This window comes from Psychrobacter sp. 78a-MNA-CIBAN-0178 (genome assembly GCF_040309625.1).
GTDB lineage: Bacteria > Pseudomonadota > Gammaproteobacteria > Pseudomonadales > Moraxellaceae > Psychrobacter > Psychrobacter okhotskensis.
Genome location: NZ_JBEOOZ010000001.1, coordinates 223,097 through 245,189, shown reverse-complemented (window position 1 = coordinate 245,189; position 22,093 = coordinate 223,097). Strand labels below are relative to the sequence as shown.

At 43.7% G+C, this 22,093-nt stretch carries 16 protein-coding genes, 1 tRNA gene and 1 other RNA gene; 12 read left to right on the top strand and 6 right to left on the bottom strand.

Annotated elements, in window-relative coordinates:
• Positions 1 to 60: 60 nt before the first annotated feature.
• The 4 genes from AAEY80_RS01085 to AAEY80_RS01070 all read left to right on the top strand — a co-directional run bounded on the left by AAEY80_RS01085 (position 61) and on the right by AAEY80_RS01070 (position 9,282).
• Complete coding sequence (locus tag AAEY80_RS01085) at positions 61 to 4,032, top strand: AAA family ATPase (protein WP_350587764.1); 3,972 nt, start codon at positions 61 to 63, stop codon at positions 4,030 to 4,032.
• Positions 4,033 to 4,290: 258 nt separating this feature from the next.
• Positions 4,291 to 5,307 carry a cell division protein ZipA gene (locus tag AAEY80_RS01080; protein ID WP_025651641.1) on the top strand — a complete coding sequence of 339 codons (1,017 nt, stop codon included), beginning with the start codon at positions 4,291 to 4,293 and terminating at the stop codon, positions 5,305 to 5,307.
• Between the two features lie 237 nt (positions 5,308 to 5,544).
• Positions 5,545 to 7,659, top strand: a complete 2,115-nt coding sequence (gene ligA, locus AAEY80_RS01075) for an NAD-dependent DNA ligase LigA (RefSeq protein WP_502945547.1) — start codon at positions 5,545 to 5,547, stop codon at positions 7,657 to 7,659.
• Positions 7,660 to 7,662: 3 nt separating this feature from the next.
• Complete coding sequence (locus AAEY80_RS01070) at positions 7,663 to 9,282, top strand: DUF2971 domain-containing protein (RefSeq protein ID WP_201556097.1); 1,620 nt, start codon at positions 7,663 to 7,665, stop codon at positions 9,280 to 9,282.
• Between the two features lie 48 nt (positions 9,283 to 9,330).
• Here the strand turns inward: AAEY80_RS01070 and AAEY80_RS01065 are convergent, their stop codons facing one another.
• The 5 genes from AAEY80_RS01065 to AAEY80_RS01045 all read right to left on the bottom strand — a co-directional run bounded on the left by AAEY80_RS01065 (position 9,331) and on the right by AAEY80_RS01045 (position 15,114).
• Positions 9,331 to 9,894 carry a hypothetical protein gene (locus AAEY80_RS01065; protein ID WP_227522862.1) on the bottom strand — a complete coding sequence of 188 codons (564 nt, stop codon included), beginning with the start codon at positions 9,892 to 9,894 and terminating at the stop codon, positions 9,331 to 9,333.
• A 432-nt stretch (positions 9,895 to 10,326) separates the two neighbouring features.
• Positions 10,327 to 10,737 (bottom strand): hypothetical protein, encoded by a 411-nt coding sequence (locus AAEY80_RS01060; protein ID WP_101204281.1) that lies wholly within the window; start codon positions 10,735 to 10,737, stop codon positions 10,327 to 10,329.
• 329 nt (positions 10,738 to 11,066) lie between these two features.
• Positions 11,067 to 13,514, bottom strand: coding sequence for a YgiQ family radical SAM protein (locus tag AAEY80_RS01055; RefSeq protein ID WP_350587763.1), 2,448 nt, complete (start codon positions 13,512 to 13,514; stop codon positions 11,067 to 11,069).
• A 233-nt stretch (positions 13,515 to 13,747) separates the two neighbouring features.
• A complete protein-coding gene (locus tag AAEY80_RS01050) occupies positions 13,748 to 14,503 on the bottom strand; it encodes a YidX family protein (protein WP_350587762.1) in 756 nt (251 codons plus the stop codon).
• Between the two features lie 143 nt (positions 14,504 to 14,646).
• Positions 14,647 to 15,114, bottom strand: coding sequence for an Lrp/AsnC family transcriptional regulator (locus AAEY80_RS01045; protein ID WP_025651631.1), 468 nt, complete (start codon positions 15,112 to 15,114; stop codon positions 14,647 to 14,649).
• Positions 15,115 to 15,388: 274 nt separating this feature from the next.
• On the opposite strand from AAEY80_RS01045, the gene rarD reads away from it, so the two are divergent.
• Positions 15,389 to 16,411: an EamA family transporter RarD gene (gene rarD, locus AAEY80_RS01040; protein WP_502945546.1), complete on the top strand. Its 1,023-nt coding sequence runs from the start codon at positions 15,389 to 15,391 to the stop codon at positions 16,409 to 16,411.
• 113 nt (positions 16,412 to 16,524) lie between these two features.
• On the opposite strand, the gene smpB is transcribed toward rarD, so the two are convergent.
• The gene (gene smpB / locus AAEY80_RS01035) at positions 16,525 to 17,001 is read right to left on the bottom strand and encodes an SsrA-binding protein SmpB (RefSeq protein WP_025651629.1); all 477 of its coding nucleotides are present in this window, start codon (positions 16,999 to 17,001) and stop codon (positions 16,525 to 16,527) included.
• Between the two features lie 239 nt (positions 17,002 to 17,240).
• Between smpB and coaD the strand changes: the two genes are divergently transcribed.
• From coaD to AAEY80_RS01000, 7 genes are all read left to right on the top strand, one after another.
• The gene (gene coaD, locus AAEY80_RS01030) at positions 17,241 to 17,759 is read left to right on the top strand and encodes a pantetheine-phosphate adenylyltransferase (protein WP_101211791.1); all 519 of its coding nucleotides are present in this window, start codon (positions 17,241 to 17,243) and stop codon (positions 17,757 to 17,759) included.
• Positions 17,760 to 17,843: 84 nt separating this feature from the next.
• Entirely contained in the window at positions 17,844 to 18,092 is a 249-nt protein-coding gene (locus AAEY80_RS01025; protein ID WP_201576641.1) for a YfhL family 4Fe-4S dicluster ferredoxin, read from the top strand.
• Positions 18,093 to 18,369: 277 nt separating this feature from the next.
• On the top strand, positions 18,370 to 19,674 hold the full coding sequence (gene bioA, locus AAEY80_RS01020) for an adenosylmethionine--8-amino-7-oxononanoate transaminase (protein ID WP_350587760.1): 1,305 nt from the start codon (positions 18,370 to 18,372) through the stop codon (positions 19,672 to 19,674).
• Complete coding sequence (gene bioD, locus AAEY80_RS01015) at positions 19,671 to 20,390, top strand: dethiobiotin synthase (protein ID WP_025651624.1); 720 nt, start codon at positions 19,671 to 19,673, stop codon at positions 20,388 to 20,390. The genes bioA and bioD overlap by 4 nt, the downstream gene beginning before the upstream one ends.
• 86 nt (positions 20,391 to 20,476) lie before the next feature.
• Positions 20,477 to 20,833, top strand: an RNA gene (gene rnpB, locus AAEY80_RS01010) — RNase P RNA component class A.
• A gap of 133 nt (positions 20,834 to 20,966) precedes the next feature.
• A tRNA-Met gene (locus AAEY80_RS01005) sits at positions 20,967 to 21,043 on the top strand.
• Between the two features lie 235 nt (positions 21,044 to 21,278).
• Complete coding sequence (locus AAEY80_RS01000; protein ID WP_350587758.1) at positions 21,279 to 22,091, top strand: ABC transporter permease; 813 nt, start codon at positions 21,279 to 21,281, stop codon at positions 22,089 to 22,091.
• Positions 22,092 to 22,093: the final 2 nt, after the last annotated feature.

Genomic DNA, 22,093 nt, shown 5'->3' with positions numbered 1-22,093 from the left:
AAACTCGTCACAATTTCAGGTAGAATAGCCGCCTGTTTTCGCTAAGTTTATTGATTATTCATGCGTTTAAAATCTTTAAAATTGGCAGGCTTTAAATCCTTTGCCAATCCAACAACTTTTACCTTCCGTCATGGCATCACCGCCATTGTCGGGCCAAACGGCTGTGGCAAATCCAACGTCATCGATGCCATTCGCTGGGTGCTAGGCGAAACTTCCGCCAAGCAGTTACGTGGCGGGGCAATGAGTGATGTTATCTTTGCAGGAACGCAAGATAAATCCGCCAAAAGTGTTGCCAGTGTCGAGCTGACTTTTGAGCATACGCAAGACGAGCAGACGGGTATTCGCCATGAGTTTAATTTATATCAAGAGCTGTCAGTCCGCCGACAGGTAAATAAAGAGGGACGCTCAGACTACTTTATTAATGGCACGCGCTGCCGTCGCCGTGATGTAGTTGATGTGTTCTTGGGAACTGGGCTTGGCGCGCGCAGTTATGCGGTTATCGAACAAGGTATGATTGGGCGAATTGTTGAATCTAGCCCCATGCAGCTGCGAGAGTTTATCGAAGAGGCGGCAGGGGTTTCGCGTTATCAAGCGCGCCGCGAAGAAACGCAAAAAAAGCTAGAGAAAACTAAAGATAATTTAGCACGTCTGCATGATATGCAAAGCGAGCTGATTAGCCAACAAAAACGGTTATCTAAGCAAGCAGAAAGCGCTCAGCGTTACGAAGAGCTAGCGTTAACACTTGCTGATATCAAGCAGAAACTTGCCATTCAGCAACTGTATCAGGCCAAGCATAATCAGCAGCAGCAAAAAATATCTCATGAGCGTAGCGCTAGTGAGGTCGCCACATTACAAGCCAGCTATGAGACTTTAAAAGCCAAACAAGATAAGCTTGCTGCCCATATCAATCAAGAACAGTGGCTAAAAGACGATGCCCAAAGCAGCCATTATCAGCAGCAGCTAAGCTATCAACAAGCTGAGCACCAGCTAAGTGATGCAAAGTCGCAGCTAACCGTTATTGAACAGCAACTAGTCAGTTTAGAGCAGCAGCGTGAGCAAGCAGTCGATGAGATTGAGCGTTTAAAAGCTGAGCAAGCTACGCAGCAAAACGTGCTAGAAGAATTGCGTCCGCAGCTAATTGAACTGACAAATAAACGTGACACGTATAAACGCAATGAGCAACCATTACAGCGCGCATGGCATGACGCGCAAAACAAGCTGTCACGCCGGCAAGATAATGCGCGTACGCTTGAGCAGCAGCAAGCGATTAATAGCCAAGCGCAAAAACGTCATCAGCAAAATCATGAGAAATGGCAGCGTCGCCAGCAAAACTGGCAGAAACTATGGCAGCAACTACAACAGTCACTAGCACCAGCTGCCAATGCTGACAGGGCTGATGGTGATGGGCAAGAGCAGGCTGATGCGAACAATTTGCAGCGCCCATTAGAGATGCAAGTGACTGAGCTGAATAAGCAGTTGCAGCAGATTGAGCGTCAACAAGATAGCGTTGATGAACGACTGTCTGAACTACAACCGCAAGCCCATGATTTACAACAACGCTTGAACATGCAGCAACGCGAGTTGAGCGAGGATGAAAAACGTCACGCAGTTTTGGCAGGTGAGTACGATACTCTACATCAGATATTGCATCCTAAACCACTACCAAAATCGCAACCGCTCGTTAATACAAAGACTGCTAATGCTAAAAGTGATTTAGAGGGCGAAATAGCCAGCGAGTATAACGAATTGGCAATTACTACCTTACGTGAGCAGATTGAACTCAGCGCAAAAGGGCAACAGCATGCCGAGTTACTCGATAGCGTATTGGCATTATGGTTGAATAGTCATGTGCTGATTCCTAAGCAAGCCAATCAACCAAGCGTTGATAACGCGAGTGATGACTCTGAGCAAACAAATAGCTTATGGCAAGCGCTTGAGCATGACTTAACGGATTTGTTCACTTATCAGAATGCGCAAAACGAACAGATTAATAAACAGGACAATTTTTCAATAGAAAATGGTCATAGCCTGTGGCTATCTGCTAAGCAAAGTGATGTAAACGCAAAGCCAATTGTTAGCGAATTGCCTGACGGTTTGACTGATACAATACTGCCTTTATCACAGCTGATTACTGCACCTAACTTAGCGCTTTGGCAGCAATGTTATTTATATGTCGCACAATCTGAGGTCACTAATAATCAGACTCTTGACGCGCTCGCTGATATTCTGAAAATATTACCATCATCAGCAATTCTGCTAACCTCTGACGGTTGGCTTATCAGTCGTCAGGGTACGATGAATCTAAGCAAGTTTGCTGGCGCGCAAAATGGTCAAAATGAGAGCAATAGTCAATTTTTAAGCCAGCGCTTACAGCAGCGTAGTCGTTTGCAAGCGTTAGAAGCGTTGCTTGATGAATTTGAAGGCAAAATACAAGATCAACAAAAGACCATCGCTAATAACCAGCGCAACTACGATGCGTTAACGATCAGCTTAGAAGAAACTCGTGCGCAAGCGGAGCAATTGACCCGTGATAAGCATCAATATCAGCAGCAGCTTACCACTCAGCGCGCCAACGCTGAACGTCTACAAGCAGACAGCCAGCGTCTAAATGCTGACAAAGAAGCCCTTGAGCAAGAGCAACAAGAGCTTGAGCAAGAACAGCAAGCGCTTAACGATGAGCAGCAACATATTGAAAGCGATATAGCGGCATTGACGCCACAAATCTCCGATGCGCGTGCATTAAGTCAGCAATTGCAGTCCGAGCGTAGTGAGCTCGCCCGCACACGTCAGGTGGATGATGACGCTTGGCAAGCATTGCAGCTTCGTATTCAACAAAGCGAGATGCGTTTAGAGCATAGCGTGAGTAGTCTTGCGCGGGCAACTGCGCAACATGATAAATCGCTACAAAGCGAACAAAGTCTAAAAGCGCGTCATGAGCAGCAGCAAAGTAAACTGCCAGCCTTGCAAGAAGCGTTACAAATTGCACAGACAGCACGCGATGAGCAGCAAGTAGTATTAACGACACGCGAAACCGCATTGAACGTGCTTAAACAAGAGTATAGTCAGCAGCAGGTCGAGCTAGATACGCTGCAAAATACTCTGCAAACACAACAAAGTGAGCTTGCACGTCTTGCCACCGATTTGGCTCTAAGCATGGCACGGCTAGAGGATGCTAGCAGCCATACCCAAGAAGCGCTAGATGCTTATGATAAAGTTAGCCATAAATATCAAGCGCAATCGGAGATGTCGCAGCAGCCACAGCATAAGCAACAAGTAATGAGCGTAACAAACTTATTAGCAGATTTTATCGCCCATGATCGCCGTGTACGCCCAGATAAAATCGCAGAATTAGAATCTGAGCGTAATAAGCTTGAACAGCAACTAAGCAAAATAGGCGCAGTCAATCTTGCCGCAGTGGCAGAGCTTGCGGAAGTTAATGAGCGTTTAGAGCCACTTGCGCAGCAAACAGCCGATATTGCTGCGAGTATGCAGACGCTGACGGAAGCGATTGCCTCTATTGATGAGACCACCAAAACGCTATTTATGCAGACGCTTGATGCGGTCAATAACGAGCTTGCCAATTTGTTTGCCAAAGTCTTTGGCGGTGGACAGGCCAGCCTAACGTTAAATACTGACGACATGCCTGCTAATGCACTAAAGTCAGAACAGTGGCGGGCAGGGTTAACCTTGATGGCGCAACCAAAGGGCAAGCGTAATAGTCGCTTGGCCGTACTCTCAGGCGGTGAGAAAACTTTGACTGCGCTAAGCTTAATTTTTGCGATATTTAAGCAGCATCCAGCGCCGTTTTGTGTACTTGATGAAGTTGATGCGCCACTTGATGATGCCAACGTTGCTCGCTTTACCAGTCTGATTCATGAGTTGGCAGACGATTTGCAGTTTATTTTTATCAGCCATAATAAGCTGACGATGCAGATTGCTGATGAGCTAAAAGGTATTACCATGCCAAACGCAGGTATTTCGACTTTAGTCAGTGTTTCACTTGATGAAGCGGTGCGTTATGTAGAAGGTTAAGACTAAACAAGTTAACATTGAACAAAATGATGTTTCACAGAATGATGTTGACGCTACTATTAGCATGGTCACTGATAGCAGTGTTACTGATTGGCTATAATAAAATTGCACGCCACAATCGTTGCAAACGACTCAAATAAAGCGTGCTGACTATAAAATACACAATGTGGTGACGACATGGGTCAGCCATGCTAGAATATTGCCATTTATGCCTTCTTATGTATTCCCTTTTATCATAGTTATTAGGATATATTTCTCATGACCGCTATTCAGTTTATATTGATTGCCATTGCCGCGTTTATCGTGCTCGCAGGGCTGTTTATGGTCATTCGCAGCTTTAAGCGCCGCAAAACGGCTGAGGCTGCCGCGGTCAATTATGATAAAAACGGTATTCCTATCATACCGCGCCACGAGCGTAATATCGTCGATGAGCCAGACTTAGAAGATACCGTCGCTGGCGAGACTAGCATCGGTCCTGATCGCAGTTATTTGGATGCCGTCGTCGAAGAAGAACCTTTGACCCAGACGCATACCACTGTCGATACGCAGTTGACCGCTGGGCGTGGTGAGACTAATGACGTTAATCATGACGTGATGGCTGATACCGATTATGCGCGCTGGCAGGACGAACAACAGCGTAGCGATAATAGCGAGTTTGCAGAAACGGCGCAGCAGATGCAAATCGAGCAAGAGCCTGATGCCTTTTCTAGCCTGATGTCGGCGACTGACAATTTGATGCCGTCGATTGATACGGCAGAAGAGCCAAGCTTTGATAATAATAGTCCGATATTGGATCAGCATCTGTCAGAGCCTGTTGATGAAGCGCAAAACGGTCCATTGATTAATGCCAAAGACAATATCAATATCACTATTTTGCCGCATCAATACCGTGACCGTCCAACAGCAGTGATACGTGGTCGCGATTTATTGGCGTTAATCGATAAATATGGCTTACGCTATGGGGCGATGAATATGTTCCATCGCTACGAGCAAAAAGACGGCACCGGTATGCTGTGGTTTAGCATGATGGGCATCACCGATAGTGGCATCGCACCTTTTGACCCGCATAGCGTGGCGACCAATACCTATAATGGCGTGGTAGTATTTTTATCGTTGCCGCATCCGCAAGCGCTGCGTAGCTTTGATAGTATGATGAGCATTGCCTATATGATGGCAAGTGATTTGGACGCGATTATGCTCGATGAAGAGAACGAACCAATCACCCCTGAATACAAGCAGCAACTGCGTAATCAAGTTCGTGATTATGAGGGTTAGCAGCTTAAAAGCTACGAAAGTTAAAATCTGCTTAATAGCAGAAATCATAAAAAGGGCAAATAGCGATTAACGTTATTTGCCTTTTTTAATGGACTTTAGTTTCTGCAAAATTCTAACCATAGATAGTAGACTGAGCGAGCCTGACACAGTATTTGATTTATATAGGATTGACTATACCGAGCTTCCTACAAACTTGTTATCATATCGACATCTTGAATTGCGAAAAAGACGCCGACTATGACTGACTCTACCTCATCAAATAATTCTAAAAATTCATCTGCTCAAGTAGAAAGCCAAGCACTTGCGACATCTAGTCCGACCGACAGTAGTACCAATAATAGTGCAGAGGTTGTCTCAAAAATGCGTGCGCTTATTGAAGCGATTAAGACGCATAACTATGCTTATTATGTGCTCGACAATCCGATATTAGAAGACAGCGAGTATGACCAATTGCGTCGCTCGTTGCTTGAGGCTGAAGAAGAATATCCAGATTTGGTGCAGCCAGATAGCCCAATCAATCAAGTCGGCGATATGCCGCTATCGGCCTTTACCCAAGTCACGCATGATATTCCGATGCTGTCGCTAGGCAATGTCTTTGAATATGATGATTTGCGCGATTTTATGCGCCGTGTCAATGATCGTCTCAGCGACTCGCAGCAAAACCCTGAATACGAGATGGAGCTAAAGCTCGATGGACTGGCGGTCTCACTGAAGTATGAGCACGGAAAATTTGTCCAAGCGGTCACGCGCGGTGATGGGCAAACAGGCGAAGATATTACCCAAAATGCCAAAACCATTCGTAACTTGCCACTATGGATAGCCGATGCTGCTGATATTGAGTTGCTAGAAGTACGCGGTGAGGTATTGATGCCAAAGGCAGGATTTGAGCGTCTTAATCGATTGGCAGAAGAGAATGAGGGTAAAACCTTTGCTAATCCACGTAATGCCGCTGCGGGAAGTTTACGACAGCTTGACCCAGCCATTGCTGCCAGCCGTCCGTTAGCTTTCTATTGCTACTCAGTCAATCAAGGTCTGCCTGAAAGTATTAACACCCAATCAGCAGCCCTTGCTTGGTTAAAGGACATCGGCTTTACCGTCAGCGCGGTGGAAGTCGTGAAGAATCCACGCGAGGCGCAAGCTTATTATGAGTCAGTGATAGAAGGGCGTAGCGATCTGCCATTTGAGATTGACGGTATGGTGATTAAGGTAAACAACCTTGCGTTACAGCAGCAGTTAGGCTACCTATCACGTGAGCCACGCTGGGCAACCGCTTATAAATTCCCTGCCGAAACGGTAATGACACGTCTCAACGATATCGAATGGCAAGTTGGCCGTACGGGTCAAATCACACCAGTCGGCAAGCTTGAACCTGTCAAAGTTGGCGGCGTCACTGTCAGCAATGTCACCTTGCATAACTTTGGCGAGATTCAACGTTTAGATGTGCGCGCAGGCGACACGGTCAGCGTTCACCGTGCAGGTGATGTCATCCCAAAAGTCACTCGTGTCTGGCACGATCAGCGCCCAGCCGATAGCGAGCCGGTCACGCTACCTTCGACTTGTCCTGTCTGTGACTCTCCTGTCGTGCTGCCTGAAGATGAAGCATTGGCGCGCTGTACGGGTGGGCTGTTTTGCCCAGCGCAGCAGCAAGAAGCACTTATTCATTTTGTCTCACGCCGTGCCATGGATATCGATGGACTTGGTGCAAGTTGGCTGATTAGCTTCTTTGAGCATGGTCTGGTCAAAACCGTTGCTGATATCTATCAGTTGCACAATCATGCGGATGAGATGGTCACCTTTGAGAAACTGGGTGAAAAATCGGTACAAAATATCATTAACGCTATCGAAGCCAGCAAGCATACGACATTGGCTCGCTTCATCTATGCACTCGGCATCCGCGGTGTCGGTGAAGGTACGGCGCAGAACTTTGCCCAGCAGTTTGGTGATTTAGATAGTCTGATGGCGGCGAGTATCGAGACCCTGATAAAAACCCCAGATGTCGGAGAAATCACTGCCGAGCTGACCTATAAGTTCTTCCGTGCGCCGCACAATATCGAAGTGATTAATTCATTGCTTGAAGCTGGCGTACATTGGGATAAGGTCGAGCAAGTCGCCTCAGAAGGGCTCCCACTCGATGGGCAAACGTGGGTCATCACGGGTGCGCTCGATAGCATGGCGCGTGATGAAGCCAAAGCCAAACTACAAGCGTTGGGTGCAAAAGTCTCGGGCAGCATCTCTGCAAAAACCACTGCGCTACTGGCAGGGGATAAGGCTGGTTCTAAACTGACCAAAGCGGAAAAATTGGGTGTGAAAGTGGTGGGTGAAGATGAGTTTTTAGAGTTGGTTAGGGAGTAAATGATGAATATTGATGAATTAAATGGTCTCGATGAAGTGACTCAAAAAGAAGTTGAGAAGTTACTGAAAGTGACGCGTGAGAAGAATGGAGATGAAGAATATATAAGTGCTCAGTTTGAGCTAGAAGACTACATGGATAAGAATAAAAAATATGAATTAGGTGTGAAGTATTTAAAGAATATAAGAGAAGATGATGGTGCTATTTACTATAAAGCATTAATACTTATATTTGCTAATCAATACTTTTTTATGAATGATTTAGATGCTTCTTATGACTCTATAGTTGAGTTCTTAGAAGGTAGTGAATATGCTTTTAATGGTGTGAAAGAGGACACTTTTGATAGTATAAGAGGCGATGCTTTTGGGGTTGCAAAAAAATATTTTTACCAAGAAAACTATATAAAATCTCTAAATTTATTTAAATTAATTGGAGGTTCTTACTCATATCAGTCCAGTTGCTACGAAAAAATATGTAAATTAAAAATGAATATTGAGACTAAGAAAATAGGAGAGATGAGTAACGATTTGAAAGGCAAGGTAGAGAAAATTATAGACATCTTAAAACTAGATTTTCTTCCTTTATCAGAAGACGAGCAAGCTCCTGAAAGAAAACTGGCACACTATACAAGTACATATACAACCAATAAGCTGCTTTCTAAAGAAAAAAATAAAGACAAGCCAAGCGCTTTTCGTTTAAATACCATCAATAATGTTAATGATCCTAGCGAAGGTAAGTTGCTTACAAACTACCTTGAGTCCGTGAAAGAGAACTCTTTTTATAAGCCTGATTTTGATGAAAGGTTACATGCGTTTATCAGCTGTTTCACTTTCAACCATGACAGTTTAAATCAGTTTCGATTATATGGAAAAGAAGATAACAAAGAAGCTTCTGGTGTTAGCTTGGTTTTTAATAAAGATTTCTTTAAAGAGAATGACTCCCAGTCCTGTATGAACAATATATTTATTAATAGAACGATAAAAAATGTAAAAAATAATTCAGATGAAGGTGATAGTTCAGCTAAGAGAATAGAAAAGCAATCAGTCATGAGATGCGTTTATATTGATCCTACCTCCGACTATATCCATCTAGCTCAACGCAACCGGTTAACATTTTTCCGTGAGTTTGGTCGTGAAAATTTGGAAGGAGGTAGTATCCCTAAAGCTGAAATTGAGTGCATTGAATATGAGAATTATATAGACAAGAAAACCGAAGATTTTAGAGAGGCGTTTATAGAGTTAAAAAGTATTTATAACGATGCTATAGATAAGAAGAAATCTTTAAAAAAACTAAGTAAAGAAGATTCAGATAAAATAGATAGCTTACTGGATATGATAATCTTACCTCTAAAATATCTAGTCAAACATTCAGCTTTTCAAGAAGAGCAAGAATGCCGTATGGTATATATCACCTCACTTGATGACCCTAAAGTTAAAATGGATTTTGGCAAGTTTCTATACGTAGAGTACGAACCAGAGGTAAAAGCGAATTTAGACAAAATTTACATCGCACCAGCTGCAACGCAATATCAGCCTTACTTAGCGAAGCTATTATGTGGTACGAATAGTTTAGGAAAAAAAATAAAAATCGAACTCTCAAACAATCCTTACCGCCATACTTCGTAATAAAATAGTAGCGTGTGTCATATAAGTCAAAACACACGCTATTAATCTTTACTCACTCATTTCCCCATGCGCCTTTGCGTCACCTTTTTTGCCATCTGGTTTGATCACAATAGGTAATACCAACCCTTTAGCAAAGTCATCAGACAGCACATAATCATAGCGACTGGCAGCGACATCAGGCGTGGTATGAATGATAAGCGTCATCTCATTGCCATCGGTTAGCTCATGCGAGACATAGGTTTCGCTGAGCTGATCCAAGGCTTTAGATAGTGCTTCGTTACTTGCCATGCTCACCGTCAGATTGTGCTGAGCGGTCGCAGCGTCCACTTTGAAATAATCTGCATAGTCTCGGACGTTTTGACTATCGATGGCAAATGGATACTTATAGTTGGTAGGGTCAGCAGGCTTTTCACCACTATCTACCAGTGACCAGTCGATGGTGTCGGCTGTCGATGCAGTTGGATCTGCTGCTGTCTCCGCAGTTTGCTCAGTGGCATCGACAGAATCGGTAGCGTTATCGCAGCCTGTCAGCGCCCACATGCTTGCCGTTGCAATTACCATCATACTTATCAGACGCTTTGCCATCGAGTTACCCTTTTGATTGTTGGTCATGATTGATTTGCTCTATCTGCTATTTTGACAGCTTTCCTTGTGCTTCTCTAGCGAAATACATTAGATGGTCAGTTTTGATATAGTCTAATCCTCTATAAAAGAATGACAAAGTTAACCTCGCTTGCAGTATCACAGTTATATCTGCACTCGACTGCCTTGTACTACTTTTAAATTGAATCAACTATATAGTCAAGTCTATATAAATCCGCTACATCGTCATCCTCGCTAAGCATACTAATGTATAACTTGCATTCAGTTTCCTTTTATCGAAATTATATTGAACTGACTATACAACTATCTGATACTATTTTTTATAGCCGTCTTTATACGCGTATCAAACGAACACGCATAAAAAAGCAGCCACTATTTAATGACTGCTTTTTGTCTATTACGACTATTTGTCTATTACGATATGAGCGTATCTTTAGCTGATTAGATTTGGCAGTTTACTTGGTATTCTTTACCGTCAGCCCACTTCATCGCAAAGATACCTTTGTCACCTTTCATGTGCCATGCATAGACGACTTCTGGGTTTGAGTCGTTTACATAGCTTGCGACTTCGCCTTTCACTTTACCGTTTAGGATGATTGGCTGCTCAGCCCATTTTACTTTTGGCAAGGTGACGTTGAGCATCACTTGTTCTTTATTGATAGATTGCTTTGCCATGATTTTGCTGTCATCGGTACAGGTGTATGGTGCTGGTGCCATACGATCATAGGCAGCGGTTACTTTTTCTGGAACTGGCGTATCAGTTGCATCTGGGGTAGTTGGTGCAGTAGTCGCACAAGCGCTCAATAGGGCAAGAACTGGTAGGGTAGTCGCAATTTTAGTTATCATTTTCATAGTGCTCTCCAAAGCTTTTTACTAATGTCATTTACTTGTTCTTAATGATGCGTTTAGCATATGAGGGTTATAGTAGCGAAAACGAACTATTTCAGTGTTAGAAATTGTTCGTTACCTGTTAGCTTCGTTACCCAACCGCTGTCTAATGTAACTTGCAATTTGCGACATGATGAAAAGCAAGCCGTGTTAGCTATGAAGTGCGCGTCTATAAACTTGATGCATAAAAAAGCGCCTATCACCGAGTGGCTGATAGACGCTTTTTTATTTTACTTAACACGCTCTAGATTGAGCATGCATTTTTATAATATGAACATTACTTGCTATGAACACTACTTGGTTTTACGCGGTGGCAGACCAGTATGCTGCGTTTGGAAATTGCCTTTGCTGACTTTCTTCTTACTGTTTTTACCTACTGCACCTTTAGCTGACGCACTGTTGTTTGACGAGCCATTACTGCGCTTCACTGAGTCATTGCCAACACGGCTATTCTTTTTGCGCGCTGACTGATAAGTATCTTGCGCAGCATCACGCCCTTCTAAACTGGCGTTAAATGGTGGAATCAAACAACCACGGTTTTTACCAATCAAGTCACTACGACCCATGTCTTGTAAGGCTTTACGTAGTAATACCCAGTTTTTTGGATCATGATAGCGCAAGAACGCTTTATGCAGTTTGCGCTGCTTGCCAGACTTGACGATATCCATGTCACCTTCATCACGGCTGACCTTATGTAGCGGATCTTTGTGCGTGTGATACATGGTAGTCGCGGTCGCCATTGGGCTTGGGTAAAACGCCTGTACTTGGTCAGCACGGTAGCCATTACTTTTGAGCCAAAGCGCAAGGTTCATCATATCTTCATCTTTGGTACCCGGATGGGCGGCGATGAAGTAAGGAATCAGATATTGCTCTTTGCCAGCTTCTTGGCTGAATTGCTCAAACATGGCTTTGAACTGATCATAACTGCCCATGCCAGGTTTCATCATCTTCGATAGCACGCCTTCTTCAGAGTGCTCAGGCGCAATCTTGAGGTAACCACCGACGTGATGACTGACCAATTCTTTCACATATTCAGGATCTTTTACTGCCAAGTCATAACGCAAGCCTGAAGCAATCAGGATTTTTTTCACGCCTTTGATATCACGGGCTTTGCGGTATAGCTTGGTCAAATTACTATGATCGGTAATCAGGTTTTCGCAGACGTCAGGATAGACACAAGACGGCTTACGACAGTTCTTTTCAATCGTTTCATCTTTACAGCTGAGGCGATACATGTTTGCCGTTGGGCCACCAAGATCAGATATCACACCAGTAAAGTTCGGTGCGGTATCACGAATTGCTTCTACTTCACGCAAGATTGAGTCTTCTGAACGGCTCTGGATAATGCGGCCTTCGTGCTCAGTGATCGAGCAGAAGGTACAACCACCAAAACAGCCGCGCATGATATTGACCGAAAATTTGATCATGTCATAAGCAGGGATACGCGCATCGCCATAGCTTGGATGCGGCAGGCGCGCATATGGCAAGTCAAACACATAATCCATCTCTTCAGTTGAGAGTGGCACTGGTGGCGGATTGAGCCAAACGTCGATAGAGGTATGCGAGTTACCAGCACCGCTACTATGACGCTGCACCAGTGCGCGCGCGTTACCCGGATTGGTTTCTAGATGCAGGATACGACTCGCATGAGCATAAAGCACAGGGTCAGATTTGACATGCTCGTAGTCAGGCAGACGAATCACTGTCTTTTCACGTGGTGGCATTTTTAGCTTATGCTTACGTGCGGTCATTGGCTTATCAAAGCCGCGCATTTGTACCACTTGCGTCTCTTCATCGACTTGTTCAGCGTTGATAACTTTATTAGCAACTGGTTCTGCGACAAAACCCTGATATTGCGATGACATAGATGAAGGCATGGCTTGGCCAACAGGCGAGTCCGATGGTTTGCTCTGCTCAATTGAACAATTATCAACGTCTTCGGTCATTACATAAGGGTTGATGATTGGATCGACACGGCCAACGGTATCGACATCATTACTCGCGACCTCAGTCATGTCTTCTTGCCAATGACGACGAGTCGGGGTCAATAAGTAAGCAGTACCACGCAGTTTGCTCATCTGCTCAAAGCTATAGCCTTTAGACAGACCATGTACCACATCGACGATCGCACGCTCAGCATTACCATACAGTAAGACATCAGCACGCGCATCCAACAAGATACTACGGCGGACTTTGTCTGACCAGTAATCATAATGGGCGATACGGCGTAAGCTACCCTCAATACCGCCCAAGATAATTGGCACATCAGGATAGGCTTCACGGCAGCGCTGGCTATAGACGATAGCCGCGCGGTCAGGGCGTTTGTTTGCCACGTTGCCCGGAGAGTAAGCATCATCGCTACGGATTTTGCGATCGGCGGTATAGCGGTTGATCATGCTGTCCATGTTGCCCGCCGTCACACCATAAGCATAGACAGGTTTGCCCAGTTCCATAAAGGCATCTTTGCTCTTCCAGTCTGGCTGGGCAATGATACCGACGCGGAAGCCTTGTGCTTCTAATAAGCGGCCGATAATCGCCATGCCAAAGCTTGGATGGTCGACATAGGCATCGCCTGAGATGATGATGACGTCACAAGCGTCCCAGCCCAAATCATCCATTTCTTTACGGCTCATCGGCAGATAAGGCGCAGGCTCGTAGCAGCTCGCCCAGTGTTTGTCGTAGTCGTAAAGTGGCTTGGTGCCTTGTTTAAAGGCGGTGCGGGCGATGGTATCGGCAGACATGGGCAGACCTGTTAATTAAAAAGTGGCACTAAAAATAAGCCGTTATTGTTATTCATTAACAACGGCTCATTTAAAAGCGCTCATTTTAACATGAATCGCACTCATGATGCGACCTATTCTATGATGGGCGATTAATGATAAGTTATTGATAGTGTAAGACAATCTATGAATAAAAAGGCTTTTAGAAACCAATCATCTTTTCGTTCTAAATCATCGTTTATAGTAAGGAATTACTACTCTAATAACTGGAATGGGAAAGTCACCACATCAAATGCTAGGGCGAAAGGCAATAAAACCAACTTTTGAGCCGTATTCGTACCACTACGAGTGACTTGGTCTTGCTGCGTTTGTGTATGGAAGCTGACCATATAAGGCTTGCTTAAAGCGCGATAATTCGACTGAATTAGGCTTAAATTGCTGACTTGCGGATAGATAGCGCCTTTTACAGGAACGCTAAAGCAAAAGCGCTGAGCATTGATACGCAGATCGCTGGCGGAGGTGCACTCGCGGCCATTATTCTGTAAAAAGAACTGATAGTCAGAGCGTTTAAATTCATCCTTTAATTTGGCGTAAGACAGCTTCATCTCTCCCTGAAAATACCCATCATTATTGGGCACAGCAAAGCTCATGTCATTATCGACTTGGATGTTCTTTGGCGTCAGATTGGTGAGCAAATTGACCATTTCTGTGCCGCCTTGGGTCAGCACGTAGCTGTTCTTTTCACCGACGATCACCATGGTCGCATTTGGCGTTTTTGGCAATGCTTGCGCAGGACGACCAAAAGCCACGATTTGGTCTTCAGACAACACACTCTTAGTCGTGGTTGTGCTGACACGGTTATTGTCTTCTAACAATGAACTGGTGGCACAGCCTGAGCTGGCGAGCAATGCCGCGAGCGACGCCCCTGTTATCACTGTTTTAAAACTTAATGCTTTTAGTGCTGGATTATCACTTTCTTCTTTTTTAAGGGCACGGGTACTTTTAGTCATACTACGACTTCCTTGTCTACTGTCAATGGACTATTGAGGTGGCAATTATTGTTTACTGCCAGACTTTCGTTGATATCGTACCTTTTTTAGTAGTAACTTATCTACTTTTAATTAACTCAATAAACCAATGCTTGTTGAGATTGCTAATCAAGCAAAATCTTTGTCCCACTTTTAGTAAAATTCATCACAAATTGGCTTTTAAAGTTGCGTACATTGTTCTCATAGGTGAGCAGACCAGTCGTGAATCGATGATAATCGCTCATATTTCTGGCATTGACCATCAACATAAAATCCGCATCACCGGACACTTCATAGCAGCTCATCACTTGTGGCTGCGCATTCATCAAGCGCTCAAATCGATGTTGCATCGAGGTATTTGAGCGCGCCATCTCTATCATTACCACGGCAGTCAGGCCGTAGCCAACCTTATTTGGATCCACTATAGCGACTTGCTTAGTAATGACGCCATTGCTTATTAATGCTTGGATGCGGCGTTGGGCAGTAGCGATAGACACATGCACTTGTTCTGCCACCGTTTTTAATGGCAAGGTCGCATCATCTTGTAGCAAATTTAAAATCGCTTTATCGATATCATCTAAAATTTGGCTCATTGTATGCTCTCTTCTAAAAAGTACTTTTGTTAAAGATTTTTATAATTTTTATCATTATAAGTCAAAATTTAAGAAAATATTTGGTTTTGAGAGTCATAAAAGATAAATTTATTTATGAATAGCTTTATTTGGAGATAATTTATCAATATCGTCCAGTAAAATAGACACCACTAATCAAAGCTTGGCAAACAAAGCCTAGTAATCAAAGCTTAGCCATAATAAATACAGGCTAATAGCGGGTTTTCTAAAATCTATTTACATGTACGGTGTCTTTATGTCTATCTTAATGCTATCTAACGTATTCGCTAATACACTCGCAACGACTGTTTCGCGCTTGCCACTGGCTACTATCTGGACAGCAGGCAGCACACAGCAACGTACGTTAATCATGGGCGTGGCCTTAGCAGTATTGTCGAATTTGTTGTTTGGCGTACTTTATGCTTACAGCAGCTTTTTAGCGCCATTGTCAGGTACGCAAGTCTTTATCTGGCGTATGCTAGCGATGTGGGCGGCACTGATAGGCTATTTGCTAATTAGTGGGCGCTTGGGTTTGCATATTGATAAGTTAAAAGCGCTAGGTACTGTGAAGCAGTGGGCGTGGTTGTTATTGCCAACACCGATATTCCTCAGTCAGTTTTGGTTATTTATGTGGGCACCGGTCAATGGGCAGGGCGTTCAAACCGCAATGGGCTATTTTTTATTCCCACTAATGATGGTTATATTTGGCTGTGTCTTTTTTGGCGAAAAGTTAAGCCGTCTGCAATGGTTGGCGGTTGCCTTTGCCGCTGTCGGCGTCGGTAGTGAAATTATTCGTACCCAAAGTGTCTCTTGGGCCACGCTTTGGGTCTGTGGCACGTATCCTATTTATTATATTTTGCGTCGTCTGCAAGGGATTGGCGCGGTGACTGGACTCTTGGTCGATTTAACGATATTCGCGCCATTTGCCTTGGTTTATTTATTTTTATTCGCGCCGAGCAGTTTGAGCGTGGTAAGTGGTTCTGGTTTCTTTATCATGATGCTGGCAGGGTTGGGTGTTCTTAGCGTGCTGGCTATGAAAACCAACGTCGATGCCAGTCAAATGCTCCCCGTGAATGTCTATGGCATGATGAGTTACTTAGAACCAGCATTATTGTTTATACTGGCCATCACCGTCTTGGGCAATCCCTTTGAATCAGCGATGATTTATAGCTATGGTCTGATTTGGTTGGGTATAGCTTGCTTAATTGTGCATGGTATCCGTCAATTACGCCGCGCTCATAAGCAGTCGCAGTTTAATAAAACAGCCCAAACGATTTGAAAATAGATGCACTAAATTGATTTAATTTATTTGCCAAAGTAAAAAGGACGATTCAACAGTATGCTGAATCGTCCTTTTTACTTTAGAGTAAAGTGAATGGTTTCATCCATCTATTAATCTAAATGCTGTTTAAAGCCGCGCTGCTTATCACGTTCCCAATCACGGTCTTTTAGCGTTTTGCGTTTATCATGTTGCTTTTTACCCAGTGCCAAGCCAATTTGACATTTAACCAGCGAGTTTTTCCAATAACAAGACAACGGTACGCAAGCATAGCCCTTTTGATTGACAGCGCCAAACAGCTTTTCAATCTCGCGGCGATTGAGGAGTAGCTTACGGGTACGAATGCTATCAGGACTCACATGCGTTGAGCTAGATAACAATGGCTGGATATGCGCGCCAAATAAGAAGGCTTCATTATTGCGGAAGATGACATAGGCTTCAGTAATCGTCATTTTACCTGCACGAATGGCTTTGACTTCCCAGCCTTGTAGCGCCAGACCTGCTTCAAACGTCTCTTCGATGAAGTATTCGTGGCGCGCCTTTTTATTGGCACAAATTTGATTGTCCGGTTTTCTTGATTTTTTTGACATAATTTCTCCATAAGGGCTGCAAAATATATTGCCCTTGTCTAACAGTCCTCATCCTAACCCTTTAATATGGATTGTCTTTTATTATAAATAATAAGAGGGATGAGTCGAACCGCCTATTGTAGCAAAGCAGTTCACAAAAATGTAAGTCGGCTGTTAGGACAAATGTAGCAGATGAGTATTAAGTTTGGGCAAAATTTGCTAGCATATAGCGTAATATTACCGACTACATTAGCCACGTTATGAGCCATCCTACTGCTGCCAATTCCTCAAAGCTACATACCAAAATTTTATATCCTGGTACCTTTGACCCCATTACTAATGGTCATGTCGACTTAGTCAAGCGAGCAACCAAGCTGTTCGACGAGGTCGTCATTGCCGTTGCTTCAGGCCATCATAAAAAACCGCTATTTAGTTTTGAAGAGCGCGTTACCTTGGTCGAAACCGTATTTGCCGATTTACCGCAAGTATCGGTGATTGGTTTTGAAGGTCTGCTGGTCGATTTTATGCGTGAAAAAAATGCCACTGCTGTCTTGCGTGGTCTGCGGGCGATGTCGGATTTTGAGTATGAGTTTCAGCTGGCCAATATGAACCGCGAGCTCGATGAAAACTTTGAAGCAGTATTTTTGACCCCATCTCAGAACTATTCGTTTATCTCGTCTACCATGATTCGCGAAATTGCCAAGCTTGGCGGCGATGTGACTAAATTTGTTCCTCAGTGTGTGTCGCAAGGCTTTGCTGAGAAACTCAATCTTAAATAGACATAGTATTTATTGACGACTATTCGCTGGAACCGTCAAAACGGCCAGTCTTGATTGTTATCCGTAAAATATAAGGAGCAGTTTATGGCGCTATTAATCACTGATGAATGCATCAACTGTGACGTCTGCGAGCCTGCCTGCCCGAATGAGGCCATCTCAGAAGGCGATGACATCTATGTTATCAACCCCGACCTATGTACCGAATGCGTTGGCCATTTTGATGAGCCGCAATGCGTGGTCATTTGTCCGGTCGACTGTATCCCCCATGATCCTAATCATGTCGAAACCGAAAGCGATTTGATGTCTAAATACAAACGTATCACTGGTCAGTAATGCGTTGCCAATCGTGCCTTTGAGTTAATAGTTATTTTAAAATAAAATCGATACGTTAAAAATCGATACATTAATAGATAGGTGCGATTGGTATAAACTTCCTTTGCTTGCTGTTATCACAGAGGCTACGAAAAACTCATCCCAGTCGCACTGTATTTTTTTTAAAGTAAATCCACTATATAAAAATGCTAAAAACTAGGAATAATATGACGAATACGGATATTCAAATGGTAGTACGCTTTTTTAAAAATAAATGCTTGTCGTTTGAGCGCGTACTATGAGTGTCGATGCTGCTACCAGTGATTTTGATCAACAGCACCTTTGGCATCCCTACGCCAGCCTGCCGCCCACCTATCCAAATATCGTTATTGATCATGCAGAAGGCATTTATATTGTCACGCAAGATGGTACGCGTCTGATTGACGGCATGTCATCTTGGTGGGCGAGTGTCCATGGTTATAATCATCCAACGCTCAATGCCGCGATGATTGAACAATTGGGCAAAATGGCGCATGTCATGTTTGGCGGCTTGACCCATCAGCCAGCGATAGATTTAGGCAAAAAGCTGCTAGCTATTGTACCTGCTGGACTCGATGCGATATTTTATGCCGATAGCGGCAGTATCGCGGTAGAAGTGGCGCTAAAAATGGCATTGCAATATCAAATTGCCACTGCGCGTCCGCAAAAGTGCCAGTTTGCCTCAACGCACTCTGGCTATTATGGCGACACGTGGCATGCGATGAGTGTTTGCGATCCTGTTAATGGCATGCACAGCCTGTATGGTAAACAATTACCGATGCAGCACTTTGTGTCTGCGCCGCCTTTAGGATTTGAGCGCGGGCTAAATCAAACTACACGTGATGAATTAATAGTGTTTTTTGCTAAAAATAGCGATCAACTTGCCGGATTTATCATTGAGCCTATTATTCAAGGCGCAGGCGGTATGCGCTTTTATAGCCCTGAGTATTTACAACTACTGCGTCAGCTATGTGATGAGCATAACGTGCTGCTCATTGCTGATGAAATCGCCACAGGCTTTGGGCGTAGTGGCAAGCTGTTTGCTTGCGAGCATGCCAATATTAGTCCTGATATTATGACCATTGGCAAAGCACTGACGGGCGGTTATATGACCTTTGCCGCGACTTTATGTACGCGCCATATTGCTGACACCATCAGCCAAAGTGATTATCCAGCCCTGATGCATGGCCCGACCTTTATGGGAAATCCGCTGGCTTGTGCGGTCGCTTCTGCATCGATTGATTTAATTTTGTCCTATGATATCGAAGCTCGTACGGCAAATATGCAAACCGTAATGGAACAACAACTCGCGCCTGCAGCGACGTTAGCTGGCGTTGAAGAAGTACGTTGTTTGGGGGCGGTAGCCGTCATTGAGCTTAATGACGCGGTTAATATGCCAGTATTTCAATCTTTACTTATTGAACACGGCATCTGGGTACGACCTTTTGGTAAGTTGGTTTATATCATGCCGCCCTATATGACTACTGACACTGAATTAGTAACGTTATGTCAGTCATTGTTAACGGTGGTTCGTGTTTATTTAACAAAGCAAGGTCAACTATGAGCGTGCTATTTATCTCTGGTATCGATACCGATATTGGCAAGACTTACGCTACCGGCATGGTAGCAAAGGCGCTGATGCATCAAGGTGCTAACGTCATCACTCAAAAGTTGGTACAAACAGGCGTTAGCGTCAATTGTGATACTGGTGAGATGAATATTGCCGATGATATTGTCACTCATCGTCAATTGATGAATATGCCGTTGCAGCCTTGTGATTTAGACTTTACCACGTGTCCGTTTCGCTATGAGAAACCGGCGTCACCGCATTTATCTGCTGCGCTTGCTAATGCCGTTCTAGATCCTGAAATCATCACCAAGTTTACGCAGCAATTGCAACAAAGCTACGATATAGTGCTATTAGAAGGCGCAGGCGGATTGCTTGTACCGATCACTGAGCAATTATTAACCTTGGATTATATTGCCACTCAAGGTTATCCGGTCATTTTAGTCACATCAGGGCGGCTTGGTAGTATTAATCATACTTTGCTGAGTTTAGAGGCGATTAAAGCGCGTGGTTTGACGGTACATAGCGTCATTTATAACCATATTCATGACAGTGCTGCCCAGACGGATAAGCAAATAGCTGATAGCACGATTGATTATTTAAAAAACTACTTAGCGCAAAATTATCCAAACACACATTGGTTACAGCTGTCACGCCAAGATAAAGACCAGAAGAATGACAATGATTTAATATTACCGCTGAACTTTCTTTAGATCCTGATTCAAGTCATTTGGTAAAAAAGTGAAATAAACGCAAAAGATATTCCTAGACAGCCATTAGTTTTGCTATACTAGCGCGCTTGGTAGACTAGGCAATCGCCGCTGCACACTGGCAACAGATGCGCAGGGGAGGAAAGTCCGGGCTACATAGGGCAGCGTGCCAGCTAACGGCTGGGCAGGGTAACTTGACGACCAGTGCAGCAGAGAGTAGACCGCCCCGCGCAAGCGAGGTAAGGGTGAAAGGGTGCGGTAAGAGCGCACCGCGTGAATGGCAACATCTCACGGCATGGTAAACTCCACGCGTAGCAAGACCAAATAGGCATCGGCATGGCGCGGCCCGCGTTCGATGCGGGTAGGTTGCTTGAGCGTATTAGCGATGATACGCCTAGAGGAATGATTGTCCACGACAGAACCCGGCTTATCGGTTTACCAATTTTTTATTGTTCGTTTTTATCGTTAGTGCTATGCATATTTGCTATTAATTTGAATTAAATTCCTATTTTTTGCAGATAAACGATAATTAGGGGTTGACGACAGTCGTCTCTATCGGTATTATACCGAGCCTTAAATGGCGATGTAGCTCAGCTGGTTAGAGCGCATGACTCATAATCGTGAGGTCAAGAGTTCAAGTCTCTTCATCGCCACCATTTATAGTAAGAATAGCAGTACGAAAGAAGCCAATCCTTTGTGATTGGTTTTTTTTTGGCTAAAAAACCCAATGAAGACAATATTCTAAAGTCAGTTAGATAAATAACCGTTTATATTTACTTGCTGTTTTCTTGCTAAATCATAGGTTTATCTGTTTAGACACAGATTAATTCTTGTAACTTATGTCCCGCTTACTTATCATAGGGGCTGTTTTCGGTAAAGTCCTGTAACGCTATGTCTGTACAATTACCTCCTTATCGTCCTATTAAGCACCGTAGTGGACTGAAAGTCATGGGTGCGGCATTCCATGCATTGCTCATGCGTGAGTTGCAAACGCGTTTTGGTGGTTATCGCTTGGGTTATTTATGGGCGCCGCTAGAAGTTATTTTTCAAATTCTTATATTTTTGGTTATTTTTGGTGCTATTCGTGAGCGTTTAGTGCCAGGAATGGATTTTTCTTTGTTCTTAGTAGCAGGGATGGTTCCCTTTCGTATGTTTCAAAAAATAGCAACAAGGGCATTAGGGGCTGTTGAAGCGAATAAAGGCTTGTTGATGTATCGCTCAATCAAACACATCGATGTAATTATTGCCCGCTCATTTTTAGAGTTAATCATTTATTTTTTTACTTCGATACTACTATTAGTTGGTTTGGCCTTTTTTAATATCTATGCCAACTTAGAAAACCTGCATATTGTATTGTTTTGCTGGATTACTTTGTTCATGTTTAGCTTTGGCATCGCTTTGATTATGATGGTAATAGGGTATTATGGTGGCGAAATTAGTAAAGTAGTGGCAATATTTTTTACGATACTTTACTTTACCTCAGGTATTATTTTCCCTATTCACATAGTTCCAGAGCCTTATTTTAGTTACTTATTATATAATCCTCTGATCCATAATATTGAGCTCATAAGACATGCTTTCGCTCCCAATTATCCAGCCTATCATATTGATATAGGGTATTTTTTGAAGTGGATGATCGGTGTTAATTTTTTTGGCCTTTTACTTTATAAATTTACAGAAAGAGATATGCTGCGTTCTCGTTAAGT